Origin of the sequence: Nocardioides sp. CFH 31398 (genome assembly GCF_022436705.1) — a bacterium.
In the GTDB taxonomy this organism is placed as follows: domain Bacteria; phylum Actinomycetota; class Actinomycetes; order Propionibacteriales; family Nocardioidaceae; genus Nocardioides.
In genome coordinates this window covers 313,250-328,916 of the sequence record NZ_JAKUHT010000012.1, presented here as the reverse complement: position 1 = coordinate 328,916, position 15,667 = coordinate 313,250, and the positions used below count along the sequence as shown (strand labels likewise).

The following is a 15,667-nucleotide window of genomic DNA, read 5'->3' as shown; positions in this document are numbered from 1 at the left end:
GTCGGCCAGGCCGCTCTGGGGGCGGCCCGGCCGCTCGGCGCCGCACGCGTGGTCGCGGGGTGCCGCCCGGGCCCCGCGGCCGAGCGCGCCACCGCCGCCGGGGCGGACGCCGTCGTCGACACCAGCGGGTCGCTGACCGAGGTGGCTGCCCGCCTCGGGGAGGCCTGCGGCGGGAGGGTCGACGTGGTGGTCGACCCGGTGTGGGGTGCGCCGGCCGAGGCGGCGCTGTCGGTGCTGTCGCCGGGCGGGCGGCTGGTCAACCTGGGCAGCGCCGCCGGGGAGACCGCCTCGCTCTCGTCGGCACTGCTGCGCAGCCGCTCGGCCGCCGTCCTCGGTCACACGAACAACGCCCTGAGCGCCGCCGAGCGCGACGAGGGCCTGCGGACGATGCTCGCCCACGCCTCCCGCGACGAGGTCCGCGTCGCCCACAACGTCGTCGGTCTCGACGGCGCCGCCGACGCGTGGGCCGCGCAGGCGTCGGGCGCCGCCGGCGTCCGGCTCGTCATCACCCCCTGACGTCGACCACCACGGTGGACGAGCAGGGAGCGCACCGGCGCGCGACCGCGTCGCGACCGCCGGTCGGCGGACGCCCGCCTCAGCGCAGGCCGGTCGACCGCGTGAGCGCCAGGTCGACGAGGCGGTCGAGGAGCGCCGGGTAGTCGAGGCCGGTGGCGGCCCACATGCGCGGGAACATCGACAGCGACGTGAAGCCGGGCATGGTCTCGACCTCGTTGACGATGACCCGGCCGTCGGGCAGGACGAAGAAGTCGACGCGGGCCAGGCCCTCGACCTCGAGGGCCTCGAACGCCCGCTGGGCGAGGGAGGTGATCTCGGCGCGGAGGTCGTCGTCCACGTCGGCGGGGACGGCGAAGCTCTCCTCGAGGTACTTCGCCTCGAAGTCGTAGAACTCGTGGCCCTCCCCCACCAGGATCTCGGCGGGGACGCTGACCTGCGGCACGCTGCCGTCGAGGGCGTCGAGTACGCCGACCTCGATCTCGCGGGCGTCCTGCGCGGCGGCCTCGACGAGGACCTTCGGGTCGTGGCGGGCCGCCTCGTCGACGGCCGCGTCGAGCTCGGCGGGCGAGTTGACGCGGGTGATGCCGTGGCTCGAGCCGGCGCGGGCCGGCTTGACGAAGACCGGGTAGCCCAGCGCGGCGACCTCGGCGCGGACGGCGTCCGCGTCTCGCTCCCACGCGCGGGGTCGGACGACGACCCACGGCAGCACGGGCAGGCCCGCGGCGCGGAAGAGCTGCTTCATCACGTGCTTGTCGGTGCCGACGGCGCTGGAGAGCACCCCCGCGCCGACGTACCGCACGCCGGCCATCTCGAGGAGGCCCTGCAGGGTGCCGTCCTGGCCCCAGGGGCCGTGCATGACGGGGATGACGACGTCCACCTGACCGAGGACGTCCGGCACCTGCGACGGCTCCGCGGCGACCAGGCCCTGGCCGGGCACGAGGGCGACCTCCCGGTCGCTGCTCACCACGGGCAGCTCACCGCCCGGGCCGAGGGCGAGGCGGGCGGGGTCGGCGGACTCCAGCACCCAGCGGCCGTCGGTGGCGATGCCGACCGGGACGACGTCGTACCGGGCGGGATCGAGCGCGGCGATGACGGAGCCCGCCGAGATGCACGAGATGGAGTGCTCGCCGGAGCGGCCGCCGAAGACGACGGCGACGCGGGTACGGCGTCCCGTCGGCCGGTCCCCCGGCTGGTCGGTGGCGGTGGTCGCGTCGTCGGCAGGCATCGTCGGGACCCTATCGGCCGCCGTGGGAGGCTGGCCCGCATGGACGTCGTGGATGGATCCGGACACCCTGAGCCCGTCGACCTGGCCCGCACCCGGATGGCGACCCGGGCCGCGCGGCTGGGCCGCCCGCCGCACCGGCCGGACCAGCCGTTCAACGAGCCCATCACGATGGCGTCGGTGTACGCCGCCGGTGGTGAGCTGGAGTACGGCCGCTACGCCAACCCCACGTGGTCGGCGTTCGAGGAGGCCCTGGGCGGCCTCGAGGGCGGCCGTTGCCTGGCCTACCCCAGCGGGTTGTCGGCCGTCGCGACGCTGCTCGACCTCGTCGGGCACGGCGAGGTCGTCGTCGCCCCCAAGCACGCCTACCTCGGGTCCCTGACCCAGCTCGGCGACCTCGAGCTCCGGGGCCGGCTCAAGGTCCGGCTCGTGGACGTCACCGACACCGCCGCCGTCGTCGCCGCCTGCGAGGACGCCGCGCTGGTCTGGATGGAGTCCCCCACCAACCCCGCCATGGAGGTCGCCGACCTGCCCGCGATCGCCGCCGCGGCTCACGACGCCGGCGCGCGCCTCGTCGTGGACAACACGTTCGCGACCCCGGTGCTGCAGCGTCCGCTCGAGCTCGGCGCCGACATCGTGCTGCACTCGGTGACCAAGTACATCGGAGGGCACTCCGACCTGCTGATGGGCGCCGTCGTCGTCGCCGACGAGCAGCTGTGGACCGTGCTCAAGCAGCGCCGGGACTCGTTCGGCAACGTGCCCGGCACCCTGGAGGCGTGGCTCGCGCTGCGCGGCCTGCGGACCCTGCCGCTGCGCGTCGAGCGCGCCCAGGCCTCCGCGCAGGAGCTCGTCCGGCGGCTCGCCGAGCGCGACGACGTGGTCGAGGTCCGCTACCCGGGCTTCGGCGGCATGCTCGCGCTCGTGCTCGACTCCGGGCCCCGCGCCGACCTCGTCCAGCACTCGACCCGCCTGTGGGTCTACGCGACGTCCCTCGGCGGCCTCGAGTCCACCCTCGAGCGCCGCCGGCGCTGGCGCTCGGAGCCCGAGACGATCCCCGAGGGCCTGCTGCGGCTGTCGGTGGGCGTCGAGGACGTCGACGACCTGTGGGACGACCTCGTCCAGGCCCTCGACTCCGCCCGCCTGTAGGACGTCGAGTCGGCACGTCTGCGCACCCCACAGGGGTCGAGTCGGCACGTCTGCGCACCCCACAGGGGTCGAGTCGGCACGTCTGCGCACCCCACAGGGGTCGAGTCGGCACGTCTGCGCGGCCCGCGCACGGCCAGCGAGCTCGATCGGCTCCGACCCTGCCCGCCCTGCGCGGTGGACGTCGTGACGCAGCATCGCGGCCGTCGCTCGACGCCGTACGCCTGCGCAGACGTGCCGACTCGACGCCGTACACCTGCGCAGACGTGCCGACTCGACGCCGTACACCTGCGCAGACGTGCCGACTCGGCGCCGTACACCTGCGCAGACGTGCCGACTCGGCGCTAGTCGGTCTCGGCCTTGGTGTCGCGGGCGATGAAGGCGTTGACCATGTCGATCGGGGTGATGTGGCCGGCGAGGACGGCGCTCACCGCCTCGGCGATCGGGGCGTCGACGCCGTGCTCGCGGGCGAGGGCGAGGATCGAGTCGCAGGACTTCGCGCCCTCGGCGACCTGCCGCGTCGAGGCGACGATCTCGTCGACCGTCATGCCCTGGCCGAGCTTCTCGCCGAAGGTGCGGTTGCGTGACAGCGGCGAGGAGCACGTGGCGACGAGGTCGCCGAGGCCGGCCAGGCCCATCAGGGTCAGCTGCTGGGCGCCGAGCGCGCCGGCGAGGCGTGCGGTCTCGGCGAGGCCCCGGGTGATGACGGACGCCGTGGTGTTGTCGCCGAAGCCGAGCCCGACCGCCATGCCGACGCTGAGCGCCACCACGTTCTTGTAGGCGCCGCCGACCTCGCAGCCGACGACGTCGGTCGAGGTGTAGGGACGGAAGGCCCGGGTGTGCACCAGTCCCTGCAGGCCACGGGCCACCGACTCGTCCTCGCAGGCCACGACGGACGCTGCCGGCTCACGCGAGGCGATCGGACGGGCGAGGTTCGGCCCGGAGACGACGGCGATGCGCTCTGGTCCGGCGCCGGTCACCTCGGTGATCACCTCGCTCATCCGGCGCAGGCTGCCGAGCTCGACGCCCTTCATCAGCGAGACGAGGACGGCGTCGCCGGGCAGCGCCCCGGCCCAGTCCACGAGGTTCTCGCGCAGCCGCTGCGAGGGCACGGCGAGGACGACGACGTCCGCCCCGGCCGCGGCCTTCTCGGGGTCGTGGGTCGCCTCGATGCTGGGCGGGAGCTCGACGCCGGGCATGTACTCGGCGTTCTCGCGGCGCTCGTTGATCTCGGCGCACAGCTCCTCACGGCGTCCCCAGATGCGCACGTCGTTCCCGGCGTCCGCGAGGACGACGGAGAACGCCGTGCCCCACGAGCCCGCCCCGAAGACCGCCACCGTGCTCATCGCGCCTCGCCCTCCTGCCGGGTGTCCTGGGTCGTGCCGAGTCCGTCGCCCCCCGCGTCGCCGGGGGCGGGGCGAGCCCTCCGGCGCGGGTCGTACCGCTCGGCCGGTGGTCGCTCGCCGCGGATCTCGGCCACGAGGTCGGTGATCGCGGTCATGATCGTCTCGGTCGCCTCGAGGAGCACCGCCGTGGTCAGCGGCCGCTCGGCGTAGGCCGACAGGTCGACGGGCTCCCCGACCTTGAGCGTGACGTGCGTGCGGGGCAGCAGGTTCGGCTTCTTCGCGTACGGCGCCAGCAGGTCCTGCGCCCCCCACTGACCGATCGGGATGACCGGGCAGCCGGTGCGCAGCGCGATCCGGGCCGCCCCGGTGCGGCCGAGCATGGGCCACAGACCGGGGTCGCGGGTCAGCGTGCCCTCCGGGTAGACGATGACGCACTCACCGGCCTCGACGGCCCTCACCGCGGCGTCGAAGGCGGTGGAGGCCGCGGCGCCGTCCCGGCTCACGGGGATCTGCTGGGCGTTGCGCAGCAGCGCCCCGAGGAACCGGTTGTGCCACAGCGCGTCCTTCGCGAGGTAGCGCGGCAGGCGGCCGTGGTCCCACACGACGTGCGCCGCGATCAGGGGGTCGACGTGGCTGAGGTGGTTCAGCACGATCACGCAGCCACCGCGGGCGGGGATCCGCTCCGCGTCGATCCAGGTGCGCCGGGTGAGCGTGACCAGCCCCGCCTTGATGATCGCGCCGCCCACGAGGAGCGCCCAGCCCTTGCGCTGGTACTTCGGCCGGACCGCCACCTCGCTCCTCCCGCTCGACCACCGTCCCTCGGGCGTCACGCGCGATGCGTCGACGCCGGCAGCAGCCTACTGGTCGGTACTGCAAGACTGTGCCCGGTGAGCAACCGGGGAGAGGGCGGCTGGGTCTGCCTGCTCCCGACGAAGCCGCCGTCCGTCGGCAAGAGCCGTCTCGACGTCCCCGACGCGACGCGCCGCGAGCTCGCCGCCGCGTTCGCGCTCGACACCGCGACGGCGGCGCGCCTCGCCGTCCGCGTCGCCGTCGTCCTCGCCGTGACCGACGACGCGCGGTTCGCCGACCGGCTGTCGGTGCTGGGGTGCGAGGTCGTCCCGGACGGCGTCGGCGCCGACCTCAACGGCTCCCTCGTGCAGGCCGCGGCCGAGGCCCGCCGACGCTGGCCCGGTCTCCGACCCGTCGCGCTGTGCGCGGACCTGCCCGCGTTGCGGCCCGCCGACCTGGACGCCGCCCTCGCGGCGGCCGAGGCGGTGGACGGGTCGTCGTACGTCGCGGACGCCGACGGCGTCGGCACCACGCTCTACGCCGCGTCGTCGTACGACGCGTTCGTGCCGCGATTCGGGCACCGGTCGGCCACCGCGCACGTCGACGCCGGCGCCCGGGCCGTCCCCGGGGACCTGGCGACGCTGCGCCGCGACGTCGACACGGCCGCGGCCGTCGCGCGACTCGAGGTGTGAGGGCGGGCGTCAGCCCAGGAAGCCCACCAGCGCCTCGTTGAACTCGTCGGAGTGGCTGACGTTGAAGCCGTGCGGGCCGTCCTTGACCACGTGCACGGAGGCGTTGCTCAGCGCGGCGACGGACCGCTCGCCGGACGCCTCGAAGGGCACGACGGCGTCGGAGTCGCCGTGGAGCACGAGCACCGGGACGGTGATCTTCTCGAGGTCGCCGCGGAAGTCGGTGCGGCCGAAGGCGTTGATGCAGAGCAGGACGGCCTCGTCCCGCGCGGGCTTGGCCAGCTCGAGGGCCTCCTGGCGCTGCTCCTCGGTGACCTTGAGCTCGTCGCCGGCGGTGAAGAAGGTGGTGATGAACTCGTCGAGGAAGCCCTCGCGGTCGGTGGTCACCGACTGCTCGAAGTCGTGGATGCCCTCCTCGGGCAGCGCGCCGTCGGGGTTCTCGTCGCTCTTGAGCAGGTACGGCGGCACCGCGCCGGCGAGCACGGCCGAGCGCACGCGACCCTCGCCGTAGGTCGAGAGGTAGCGGACCACCTCACCGCCACCCATGGAGAAGCCGACCAGCGTCGCGTCGGAGACGTCGAGGCCGGTGAGCAGCCCGTCGAGGTCCGCGGCGAAGGTGTCGTAGTCGTACCCCGCCTCGGGCTTCTCCGAGGCGCCGAAACCGCGGCGGTCGTACGAGATGACGCGGTAGCCGGCGGAGGTCAGCGCCGGCACCTGCTCGGACCAGGACGCGCCGGACAGCGGCCAGCCGTGGATCAGCACGACGGGTCGGCCGTTCCCGCCGGTGTCCTCGTAGTTGAGGGTGATGCCGTTGGTCTCGATCTCGGGCATGGTCCGCCTTTCTAGTCGGGTGTGTCTCGTGTGCAAGACAGTCACCAGAACCGCCGCGGACCATGCGGCCTTCCCCGCGTCTCACATGACGGGAACGCGTCTCAGAGGGTGGCCGGCTTGAAGCTCGGCCGCCCCTGCTCGTACGCCGTGATGTCGTCGGCGTGCCCGAGGGTGATGCCGATGTCGTCGAGGCCCTCCAGCAGGCGCCAGCGGGTGTAGTCGTCGATGTCGAAGGAGTCCTCGATCGCGTCGGCCCCCTCGCCCGCCTTGACGGTGCGCGACTCGAGGTCGACGGTGACGACGCCGCCGGGGTTGTCCTCGAGGAAGTCCCACAGCCGGCTGACGACCTTGTCGTCCACCTGGGCCGCGACGAGGCCGGCCTTGCCGGAGTTGCCGCGGAAGATATCGCCGAAGCGGGGGGCGATGACGGCGCGGAACCCGTAGTTCATCAGCGCCCACACCGCGTGCTCGCGCGACGAGCCGGTGCCGAAGTCGGGTCCGGCGACGAGCACCGAGCCGTTCGAGTACTCGGGGCGGTTGAGCACGAAGTCGGGGTTGTCGCGCCAGGCGGCGAACAGGCCGTCCTCGAAGCCGGTGCGGCTGACCCGCTTCAGGTAATGCGCGGGGATGATCTGATCGGTGTCGACGTTGCTGCGGCGCAGCGGCACGCCGACGCCGGTGTGGGTGGTGAACGCGTCCATGTCGGTGTCCTCTCGGGCCGTCGGGTCAGTCGAGCGCGGGCAGGTCAGCAGGGCTGGAGAGCGTCCCGCGGACGGCGGTGGCGGCGGCGACGGGCACCGAGACGAGGTGGGTGCGCCCGCCCTTGCCCTGGCGGCCCTCGAAGTTGCGGTTGGACGTCGACGCGCTGCGCTCGCCGGGGGCGAGCTGGTCGGGGTTCATGCCGAGGCACATCGAGCAGCCCGCGCCGCGCCACTCGGCGCCGGCCTCCTTGAAGACCACGTCGAGGCCCTCGTCCTCCGCCTGGAGACGGACCTTGGCCGAGCCGGGGACGACGAGCAGACGGGTGTCGGGGTCGACGGTGCGGCCCTTGATGACCTCGGCGGCGAGGCGCAGGTCCTCGATGCGGCCGTTGGTGCACGAGCCGACGAACACGGTGTCGACCTTGACCTCGCGCATCGGGGTGCCGGCGGTCAGCGCCATGTACTCCAGCGCCTTCTCCGCGGCGACCCGGTCGCTCGGCTCGTCGAAGGACGCGGGGTCCGGGACGGCCTCGCCCAGCGGGACGCCCTGGCCCGGGTTGGTGCCCCAGGTGACGAACGGCGTCATGGTGGAGGCGTCGAGGACGATCTCCTTGTCGTACGTCGCGTCGTCGTCCGTGACGAGGCCGCGCCAGTGCTCGACGGCGGCGTCCCAGTCCGCGCCCTTCGGCGCCTCGGGCTTGTCGGCGAGGTAGTCGAAGGTGGTCTGGTCGGGGGCGATCATCCCGGCCTTGGCGCCCCACTCGATCGACATGTTGCAGATGGTCATCCGGCCCTCCATGGAGAGCTCCTCGATGGCCGGTCCGCGGTACTCGACGATGTAGCCCTGCCCACCGCCGGTGCCGGTGTGGGTGATGAGGGTGAGGACGAGGTCCTTCGCGGTGACGCCGTCCGGGAGCGAGCCGTTGACGGTCACCGCCATCGTCCGCGGGCGCTTCTGCGTCAGCGTCTGCGTGGCCAGGACGTGCTCGACCTCGGAGGTGCCGATGCCGAACGCGAGCGCCCCGAACGCGCCGTGCGTCGAGGTGTGGGAGTCGCCGCAGACGATCGTCATGCCGGGCTGGGTCAGGCCCAGCTGCGGGCCGATGATGTGGACGATGCCCTGGTCCTTATCGCCCAGGGCGTGCAGGCGGATGCCGAACTCCTCCGCGTTCCTCCGCAGCGTCTCGACCTGGGTCCGCGAGACCGGGTCGGCGATCGGCTTGTCCCAGTCGACGGTGGGGACGTTGTGGTCCTCGGTGGCCAGCGTCAGGTCCGGACGGCGCACCGTCCGGTCGCTGAGCCGGAGGCCCTCGAAGGCCTGGGGCGAGGTGACCTCGTGGATGAGGTGGAGGTCGATGTAGAGCAGGTCGGGCTCCCCCGGTGCCGTGCGGACGACGTGCTCGTCCCAGACCTTCTCGGCCAGTGTCCTGCCCATGCTTCCTCCATGCTGCTCGTGTCGACTCGTGCTGCTGGACCACGCACCGGGTGCGCGGCCGGCCTCGCGCATCACCGTACGCTTGCGTCCCAGGATCTGAGACTGCAGTATTGCCATATGGACAGCGGAAGTGGCGTGGGGGTCCTCGACAAGGCGGCCGTGGTGCTCGCGGCGCTCGAGAGCGGACCGGCGACCCTGGCGGGTCTCGTGGCGGGGACGGGCCTGGCCCGACCGACGGCGCACCGCCTGGCGGTGGCCCTGGAGCACCACCGCCTGGTGGCGCGCGACATGCAGGGGCGGTTCGTCCTCGGCCCGCGACTCGCGGAGCTGTCGGCCGCCGCGGGCGAGGACCGTCTGCTCGCCGCGGCGGGCCCGGTGCTCGCCCGCCTGCGCGACATCACCGGCGAGTCGGCCCAGCTGTGGCGTCGCCAGGGCGAGCAGCGCGTCTGCGTCGCCGCCGCCGAGCGACCCAGCGGGCTGCGCGACACCATCCCCGTGGGCTCCCAGCTCACGATGCGCGCCGGCTCGGCCGCGCAGGTGCTCCTCGCGTGGGAGGACCCCGAGCGCATGCACCGCGGCCTGCAGAACGCGGCGTACTCGGCGACCGCCCTGTCGGGCATCCGTCGGCGCGGCTGGGCGCAGTCCGTGGGCGAGCGCGAGCAGGGCGTGGCCTCCGTGTCGGCCCCGGTCCGCTCCCCCGGCGGCAAGACCATCGCCGCCGTCTCCGTCTCCGGTCCGCTCGAGCGCCTCTCGCGCCAGCCGGGCCGCATGCACGCCCCCGCCGTCCTCGCGGCCGCCGAGCGCCTCAGCGAGTCCCTGCGCCGCCAGGCGGAGTAGGCGCGCCCGGGCGCGTCTGTCTGTCGTGGGCGCGCGGCCCGTCGGGACTGCCCGTCGCTCACCACGCCAGGCAGGCGAACCGACGCCAGGCGCGGCGGGCTCACCGGGCTACCCGAGGGCTCGCCTTCCTAGCGTGGTGAGCCGCGGGTCCGGCCGGTGGCGCCTCAGAACAGGGCGCGCGACTCGAGGTCGAGCAGGGTCCGCTTGCGTTCGACCCCGCCGGCGAAGCCCGTGAGCGTGCCGTTCGCGCCGATCACGCGGTGGCACGGCACCACGACCGGGATCGGGTTGCGGCCGTTGGCGGCGCCGACGGCCCGGGAGGCGCCGTGGACGAGACCCAGCCGCTTCGCGACCTCGCCGTACGACGCGGTCTCGCCGTAGCCGATCCGGCTCAGCTCGCCCCACACGCGACGCTGGAAGTCGGTGCCGACCGGGTCGAGCGGCAGGTCGAACTCCTTCAGGTCGCCCGCGAAGTAGGCGTGCAGCTGGCGGGCGGCCTCGACGAGCACGGGGTGGTCGTCGGCGCGCTCGCCGAGCGCGAGCCCGCCGGGCGGGTCACCGAAGGGGCTGAACTCGATCGCGCGCACGGCGTCGTCGGACGCGACGATCCGCAGGGGGTCGATGGGGGTCTCGATCACGGTCCACACGGGTCCTCCTCGGGACGCTCGGACGTGCTGACGGGTGGGAAGAGCGGGTCGACGACGGTGTGCCAGAGGTGGAGCAGCGCGACGGAGCGCCAGGGCGACCAGGCCTCGGCGATCGCCGCCGCCTGCTTCGCGTCGCAGGGGTGGCCGAGGTCCCGCAGCGCGTTGCGCACCGCGAGGTCCCCGGGCAGGAAGACGTCGGGGTCGCCGAGCGCGCGGATCGCGACGTAGTCGGCGGTCCACGGCCCGATGCCGGGCAGCGCGACCAGGGCGGCGCGCACCTCCCCGCGCGCCGTCCCACCGTCGAGGTCGAGGCTCCCGTCGGCGAGGGCGGTTGCGAGGCCGACGAGCGCCCGGCCGCGGGCGCGAGGCATGGGCAGGGTCTCGGGGTCCACCGCGGCCAGGGCGGCCGGGGTCGGGAACAGGTGCGTGAGACCCGGCTCGTCGGTCGGGACCTCCTCGCCGTGCTCGGCGACGAGACGGCCCAGGACGGTGCGTGCGCCGGCGAGGCTGACCTGCTGGCCGACGACGGTCCGCAGGGCGGTCTCGGCGCCGTCGACCTGACCGGGCACCCGGAGCCCGGGCTGACGGGCGACCAGGGGTCCGAGCACCGGGTCGGCGCCGAGGGTGGCGTCCGCGGCCAGCGGGTCGGCGTCCGCGTCGAGGAGGCGCCGGGTCCGCGCGGTGGCGGCGGGGAGGTCGCGGACGTCGCTGAGCCGGACCCACGCCTCCAGGTGGCCGACGCCGGGGCCCGGCAGGTCGGCCAGCCGGACCCGGAGCGTCCCGGGCCCGTGCGGCAGGCGGAGCGTGCGGGCGTAGACGGCCCCTCCGGGCCCGTCGGTGGCCGTCTCGACCCCGGCGACGACGTGGGCGGCCAGGAAGCGCCACACGGCCAGACCGGCGTACGGCGTGCGCACGGGCACCCGCAGTCGCACCTCGCCCGGCGACGCGGCGCCCGTCGCGGACGCCCGGCGTCGCCGGAGCTCCCCCGGGGTGGCGTCGTACACGGCGCGCACGGTGTCGTTGAACTGCCGCACGCTGGCGAACCCGGCCGCGAACGCCACGTCGGCGAGGGCCAGGTCGGTGGTCTCGAGCAGGGTCCGCGCGGTCTGGGCGCGGCGCGCCCGCGCGAGCGCGAGCGGTCCGGCGCCGAGGCGGTCGCCGAGCAGCCGACCCAGGTGACGCGGGGTGAACCCCAGGCGGTCGGCGAGGCCCTCGACGCCCTCCCGGTCGACGACGCCGTCCGCGATCAGGCGCATGGCGCGACCGGCGACGTCGCCGGCGAGGTCCCACTCCGGGTCACCGGGGACGGCGTCCGGCAGGCACCGCTTGCAGGCCCGGAAGCCCGCCGTCTGCGCAGCCGCGGCGCTGCGGTGGAAGGTCATGTTCGCCGGCGCCGGCGTGCGCGCCGGGCACGAGGGCCGGCAGTAGATGCCGGTGGTGGTCACCCCGACCCAGAACACGCCGTCGAAGCGGCGGTCGCGGCTGGCCGCGGCGCGGTAGCAGGCCTCGGGGTCGAGGTCGCGGGTCGCGGCGGGGGCGGTGCTCATGGCCCCATCCTGCCCCGCGCCACCGACGGTCTCCGGCGGGTTTCGGACACGGCCGTCGCCCCAGGCCGACAGGCCCCGGAAATGACGAGGGCCCCGGACCGCATCGCGATCCGGGGCCTCCCGGTGGTGTACCCCCGACCGGATTCGAACCGGCGCTACCGCCTTGAGAGGGCGGCGTGCTAGGCCGCTACACAACGGGGGCTTGACGATCAGGAACCCTAGTCAACCAGCCCCTGACGCACCAAATCGCCCCCGACTTGCTGCCTCGGAGGGCGATCTCGCTGGGATACCTGGACTCGAACCAAGACTAACTGAACCAGAATCAGTCGTGCTGCCAATTACACCATATCCCACTGCTGCAGCCTCCGGACCGTCGCTCGCGCGAGGCCCTCAGCCGAGAGATGACCTTACACGCGCCGCTGCGAGGCCACCAAAGCGCGTCCGCTCGCCCGGGTCGCGACCCCCATCCGGCGGGCCACGAGGACGGCCAGACCGAGGTAGACGAGGGACTGCGTGAGGGTGCTCGGGATCATCCACCAGCTGCCACCCGTGGGGGTCAGCGAGCTGCCGATGTCGCCGAACGCGAGCGCCAGGCCGAAGGCCAGGAAGTTGTTCAGCACGTGCATGGCGATCGCCGCCTCGAGCCCACCGGTCCAGACCACGAGCAGGCCGGCGACGACCCCGAAGGCGAACCGGTCGAAGAACACCGGGACGCTCTGGCTGCCGTGCGCGAGGGCGAACAGGAAGGCGGGGACCAGGACGGCGACCCACACCCGCCCGAAGACGCCGCCGAGGGCCTGCGTCAGGTAGCCGCGGAACAGGTACTCCTCCCCCGCCGCCTGGAACGGGACCAGGAAGAGCACGATCAGCAGGAACCACAGGGTGGTGGTCGTGAACGGGTTGGCCCCGCCGGTCGTGTCCATGCCCGCGGTGTCGCCGCCGGGCAGGAGGGCGCCGACGACGACCGTCGCGACCAGCGCGACGACCGACAGGCCGAGGCACACGGCGAAGAACCCCCAGCGCATGCGCGGGCCGACCGAGGTCAGCCACCGTGGCCTCACGCCGTGGATCACCCGGGCGACGAACCACGCGGCCGGGATCAACGACGCCAACGTCAGCATGAGGTAGGCCAGCATCGACGGCGACGGGTCGCTGAGCGTCCCGAGCGCCGAGAGCCACGCGAGCCAGTCCTGACCGGTCGCGACCAGCCACACCACGAACGGCACGAGCCACACGACCGGCGCCAGGACGAGCATGACGAACGCCATGGTCAGCGCCCCGAGGAGGCTCCACCAGAAGCCGAACCGGGGTCCGCTGCGCAGCAGCTGGTGGAAGCGCAGCGACGGGTAGGCCTGGCCGTAGCGGGCGTCGAACTCCTCGTCGCTGAGCGCCAGCGGGTCGACCGCCCCCTCGGGCGGTGACGGCTCGTACGTCGGTGGGGTGGGCGCGTCGTACGCCGGTCGCTCGTCGTACGGCGTCGGCCGGGCGGGCTGCACCTGCTCGCTCATGTCGTCCCCTCGTTCGGTGGGGACGAGTCTGTCAGGCGCGTGTGCGCGCGGCGTCCAGTCGCGCGAGACCGCGCGCGCGTCCGAGCAGCTCGAGCGACTCGAACAGCGGCGGGCTGACCCGCTTGCCCGTCACCGCGACGCGCACGGGGCCGAACGCCACGCGGGGCTTCAGCCCGAGGCCGTTGACGAGCGCCGCCTGGAGCGCCTCCTGGATGGCGTCGGTCGACCAGGTCTCGACCGCCTCGAGCGCCGTGTACGCCGCGTCGACGACGCGGAGCCCGTCAGCGTCCAGGAGCCTCTCGGCGTCGACGGGGTCGAGCGTGAAGTCGGCCTCGTCGACGAACAGGAAGGCCAGCAGGTCCGGCGCCTCGCCGAGCGTGTTGATCCGCTCGGCGACGAGCGGCATGGCCTGCTCGAGCAGCTGGGCGTCGCCCGGGCTCATCGGGTCGCCGACCACGCCGGCGCGCTGGAGGAACGGCAGCGCGCGGGAGGTGATCTCGTCGACGGACAGCCGTCGCATGTGGGCGGCGTTGATCGCGGCCAGCTTCTTGCGGTCGAAGCGAGCGGGGTTGGGGTTCACCCGGCGGATGTCGAAGGCCTCGACCATCTCCTCGAGGGTGAAGACGTCGCGGTCCTCCGCGATGCCCCACCCCAGGAGGGCGAGGTAGTTGATGAGGCCCTCGGGGAGGTAGCCGGCGTCCACCCACTCCGCGAGGCCGGAGCCGGCGTCGCGCTTGGAGAGTCGCTTGTTGCCCTCGCCCATGACGATCGGCAGGTGACCGAACTCGGGCACGCCCTGCCCGACGCCGATGCGCTCCAGCGCCCGGTAGAGGGCGATCTGGCGGGGTGTGGACGACAGCAGGTCCTCACCGCGCAGCACGTGGGTGATCTTCATCATCGCGTCGTCGACCGGGTTGACGAGCGTGTAGAGCGGGGCGCCGTTGGCGCGCAGGAGCGCGAAGTCGGGGACGTCCTTGGCCTGGAACGTGACCGTGCCGCGGACCAGGTCGTCGAAGTCGATCGGCTCGTCGGGCATGCGCAGGCGCAGCACGGGCGTGCGTCCCTCGGCCTCGAACGCTGCGCGCTGCTCGGCGCTCAGCTCGCGGCAGTGGCCGTCGTACCCCTGGACCTTGGAGCCGGAGGCCTTGCGGCGGGCGTCGACCTCCTCGGTGGTGCAGAAGCAGTCGTAGGCCTCGCCCGCCTCGCGCAGGCGGCTGGCGACGTCCGCGTAGACGTCGAACCGCTCGGACTGGCGGTAGGGGCCGTAAGGGCCGCCGACCTCGGGACCCTCGTCCCAGTCGAGGCCCATCCAGCGCAGCGAGTCGAGGATGGAGTCGTAGCCCTCGTCGGTGTTGCGGGCGAGGTCGGTGTCCTCGACGCGCAGCACGAAGGTGCCGCCGTGGTGCCGCGCGAACGCCCAGTTGAACAGTGCGCTGCGGATGTTGCCGACGTGGATGAAGCCGGTGGGGCTCGGGGGGAAGCGGACGCGGACGTCACTCATGCGGGGACCTGCTCCTGGTGCTGCTCGGTGGGCGGTTCGGGTCAGTCGCGGACGGCGACCGGGTTGGTCAGGGCGCCGAGGCCCTGGACGGACACCTCGACCTCGTCGCCGACCTCCATCGGGCCGACGCCGTCGGGGGTGCCGGTGAGGATGACGTCGCCGGGCAGCAGCGTCATCACGGAGGTGACGTGCTCGACGAGGGTCGGGATGTCGAAGATGAGGTCCTTGGTGTTGCCGTCCTGCTTGAGGTCGCCGTTGAGGTGGGTCTGGATCGACCGCCCCTCGGCGAAGTCGTTCGGGTCGAGGTCGGTCTCGATCCACGGCCCGAGCGGGCAGAAGGAGTCGAACCCCTTGCCACGGGTGAACTGGACGTCCTTGCGCTGCAGGTCGCGGGCGGTGACGTCGTTGCCGAGGGTGTAGCCGAAGATCACGTCGGTCGCCTGGTCGGCCGGCACGTCGCGGCAGATGCGGCCGATGACGACGGCGACCTCGCCCTCGAAGTGCAGGTTGCCCGTCTGGCGCGGGTAGAAGATCGGGTCGCCCGGGCCGATGACGCTGGTGTTCGGCTTGATGAACATCAGCGGCTCCGTGGGCAGGTCGTTGCCCATCTCGGCGGCGTGGGCGGCGTAGTTGCGGCCGATGCCGACGACCTTGCTGCGCGGGATCACGGGCGCGAGCAGCCTCACTCGCTCGAAGGGGATCTCCTCGCCCGTCGGCTTGATGCCGACGTAGAAGGGATCCCCCGACAGGGGCACCACCACCGTGCCGTCGGCCGGCTGACCGAAGTCGTCGACCTCTCCGGTGACGACGCCGTACGCCGGCTCCTCGCCCGTCGTGAACCTCGCGATACGCACCCCACGACCCTACCGAGGCCGACGGGTCGCCGCCGCGGCGCGGCACGTCGACCGGCCGCGAGCACGGTGGCGGGCGGGCGCCGGCCGTGCCGGGACGACCA

The 15,667-nt window shown here is 73.6% G+C and carries 15 protein-coding genes and 2 tRNA genes; 4 read left to right on the top strand and 13 right to left on the bottom strand.

Annotation, left to right across the window (positions count from 1 at the left end):
• On the top strand, positions 1-516 hold a 516-nt coding region (locus tag MJ876_RS12620), incomplete at its 5' end, for a zinc-binding dehydrogenase (RefSeq protein WP_240236638.1).
• A 79-nt stretch (positions 517-595) separates the two neighbouring features.
• Here MJ876_RS12620 and MJ876_RS12615 read toward each other — a convergent pair.
• Positions 596-1,741 carry a D-alanine--D-alanine ligase family protein gene (locus MJ876_RS12615; protein ID WP_240236637.1) on the bottom strand — a complete coding sequence of 382 codons (1,146 nt, stop codon included), beginning with the start codon at positions 1,739-1,741 and terminating at the stop codon, positions 596-598.
• 39 nt (positions 1,742-1,780) lie between these two features.
• Between MJ876_RS12615 and MJ876_RS12610 the strand changes: the two genes are divergently transcribed.
• Entirely contained in the window at positions 1,781-2,884 is a 1,104-nt protein-coding gene (locus MJ876_RS12610; protein WP_240236636.1) for a PLP-dependent aspartate aminotransferase family protein, read from the top strand.
• Between the two features lie 341 nt (positions 2,885-3,225).
• Here MJ876_RS12610 and MJ876_RS12605 read toward each other — a convergent pair whose 3' ends face one another.
• Together MJ876_RS12605 and MJ876_RS12600 are read right to left on the bottom strand one after the other, a co-directional pair.
• A complete protein-coding gene (locus MJ876_RS12605; RefSeq protein ID WP_240236635.1) occupies positions 3,226-4,227 on the bottom strand; it encodes an NAD(P)H-dependent glycerol-3-phosphate dehydrogenase in 1,002 nt (333 codons plus the stop codon).
• The gene (locus tag MJ876_RS12600) at positions 4,224-5,018 is read right to left on the bottom strand and encodes a 1-acyl-sn-glycerol-3-phosphate acyltransferase (RefSeq protein WP_240236634.1); all 795 of its coding nucleotides are present in this window, start codon (positions 5,016-5,018) and stop codon (positions 4,224-4,226) included. Before MJ876_RS12600 ends, MJ876_RS12605 begins: the two co-directional genes overlap by 4 nt.
• Before the next feature lie 96 nt (positions 5,019-5,114).
• Here MJ876_RS12600 and MJ876_RS12595 point away from each other — a divergent pair, with 96 nt between their 5' ends.
• Positions 5,115-5,708, top strand: a complete 594-nt coding sequence (locus tag MJ876_RS12595) for a 2-phospho-L-lactate guanylyltransferase (RefSeq protein ID WP_240236633.1) — start codon at positions 5,115-5,117, stop codon at positions 5,706-5,708.
• A gap of 9 nt (positions 5,709-5,717) precedes the next feature.
• Here the strand turns inward: MJ876_RS12595 and MJ876_RS12590 are convergent, their stop codons facing one another.
• The 3 genes from MJ876_RS12590 to leuC form a co-directional block, all read right to left on the bottom strand.
• Entirely contained in the window at positions 5,718-6,536 is an 819-nt protein-coding gene (locus tag MJ876_RS12590; RefSeq protein ID WP_240236632.1) for an alpha/beta fold hydrolase, read from the bottom strand.
• Positions 6,537-6,637: 101 nt separating this feature from the next.
• Complete coding sequence (leuD, locus tag MJ876_RS12585; RefSeq protein WP_240236631.1) at positions 6,638-7,237, bottom strand: 3-isopropylmalate dehydratase small subunit; 600 nt, start codon at positions 7,235-7,237, stop codon at positions 6,638-6,640.
• Between the two features lie 25 nt (positions 7,238-7,262).
• Complete coding sequence (gene leuC, locus MJ876_RS12580) at positions 7,263-8,672, bottom strand: 3-isopropylmalate dehydratase large subunit (protein ID WP_240236630.1); 1,410 nt, start codon at positions 8,670-8,672, stop codon at positions 7,263-7,265.
• Positions 8,673-8,789: 117 nt separating this feature from the next.
• Here leuC and MJ876_RS12575 point away from each other — a divergent pair, with 117 nt between their 5' ends.
• Positions 8,790-9,509: an IclR family transcriptional regulator gene (locus tag MJ876_RS12575; RefSeq protein WP_240236629.1), complete on the top strand. Its 720-nt coding sequence runs from the start codon at positions 8,790-8,792 to the stop codon at positions 9,507-9,509.
• A gap of 164 nt (positions 9,510-9,673) precedes the next feature.
• On the opposite strand, the gene MJ876_RS12570 is transcribed toward MJ876_RS12575, so the two are convergent.
• From MJ876_RS12570 to MJ876_RS12540, 7 genes are all read right to left on the bottom strand, one after another.
• Positions 9,674-10,156: a methylated-DNA--[protein]-cysteine S-methyltransferase gene (locus tag MJ876_RS12570; protein ID WP_240236628.1), complete on the bottom strand. Its 483-nt coding sequence runs from the start codon at positions 10,154-10,156 to the stop codon at positions 9,674-9,676.
• Positions 10,144-11,703 carry an AlkA N-terminal domain-containing protein gene (locus MJ876_RS12565; protein WP_240236627.1) on the bottom strand — a complete coding sequence of 520 codons (1,560 nt, stop codon included), beginning with the start codon at positions 11,701-11,703 and terminating at the stop codon, positions 10,144-10,146. The genes MJ876_RS12570 and MJ876_RS12565 overlap by 13 nt, the downstream gene beginning before the upstream one ends.
• 129 nt (positions 11,704-11,832) lie before the next feature.
• A tRNA-Glu gene (locus MJ876_RS12560) sits at positions 11,833-11,905 on the bottom strand.
• Positions 11,906-11,984: 79 nt separating this feature from the next.
• A tRNA-Gln gene (locus MJ876_RS12555) sits at positions 11,985-12,056 on the bottom strand.
• 54 nt (positions 12,057-12,110) lie between these two features.
• Positions 12,111-13,211, bottom strand: a complete 1,101-nt coding sequence (locus MJ876_RS12550) for a CPBP family intramembrane glutamic endopeptidase (RefSeq protein WP_240236626.1) — start codon at positions 13,209-13,211, stop codon at positions 12,111-12,113.
• 31 nt (positions 13,212-13,242) lie between these two features.
• Positions 13,243-14,712 (bottom strand): glutamate--tRNA ligase, encoded by a 1,470-nt coding sequence (gltX, locus tag MJ876_RS12545; protein ID WP_240236625.1) that lies wholly within the window; start codon positions 14,710-14,712, stop codon positions 13,243-13,245.
• A gap of 41 nt (positions 14,713-14,753) precedes the next feature.
• The gene (locus MJ876_RS12540) at positions 14,754-15,566 is read right to left on the bottom strand and encodes a fumarylacetoacetate hydrolase family protein (RefSeq protein WP_240236624.1); all 813 of its coding nucleotides are present in this window, start codon (positions 15,564-15,566) and stop codon (positions 14,754-14,756) included.
• Between the last annotated feature and the right edge of the window lie 101 nt (positions 15,567-15,667).

Coding starts and splice junctions, on each gene's coding strand:
- MJ876_RS12565 (WP_240236627.1), bottom strand. CDS start 11,703: ATGAGCACCGCCCCCGCCGCGACCCGCGACCTCGACCCCGAGGCCTGC.
- MJ876_RS12575 (WP_240236629.1), top strand. CDS start 8,790: ATGGACAGCGGAAGTGGCGTGGGGGTCCTCGACAAGGCGGCCGTGGTG.
- MJ876_RS12590 (WP_240236632.1), bottom strand. CDS start 6,536: ATGCCCGAGATCGAGACCAACGGCATCACCCTCAACTACGAGGACACC.
- MJ876_RS12605 (WP_240236635.1), bottom strand. CDS start 4,227: ATGAGCACGGTGGCGGTCTTCGGGGCGGGCTCGTGGGGCACGGCGTTC.
- MJ876_RS12550 (WP_240236626.1), bottom strand. CDS start 13,211: ATGAGCGAGCAGGTGCAGCCCGCCCGGCCGACGCCGTACGACGAGCGA.
- MJ876_RS12610 (WP_240236636.1), top strand. CDS start 1,781: ATGGACGTCGTGGATGGATCCGGACACCCTGAGCCCGTCGACCTGGCC.
- gltX (WP_240236625.1), bottom strand. CDS start 14,712: ATGAGTGACGTCCGCGTCCGCTTCCCCCCGAGCCCCACCGGCTTCATC.
- leuC (WP_240236630.1), bottom strand. CDS start 8,672: ATGGGCAGGACACTGGCCGAGAAGGTCTGGGACGAGCACGTCGTCCGC.
- MJ876_RS12615 (WP_240236637.1), bottom strand. CDS start 1,741: ATGCCTGCCGACGACGCGACCACCGCCACCGACCAGCCGGGGGACCGG.
- leuD (WP_240236631.1), bottom strand. CDS start 7,237: ATGGACGCGTTCACCACCCACACCGGCGTCGGCGTGCCGCTGCGCCGC.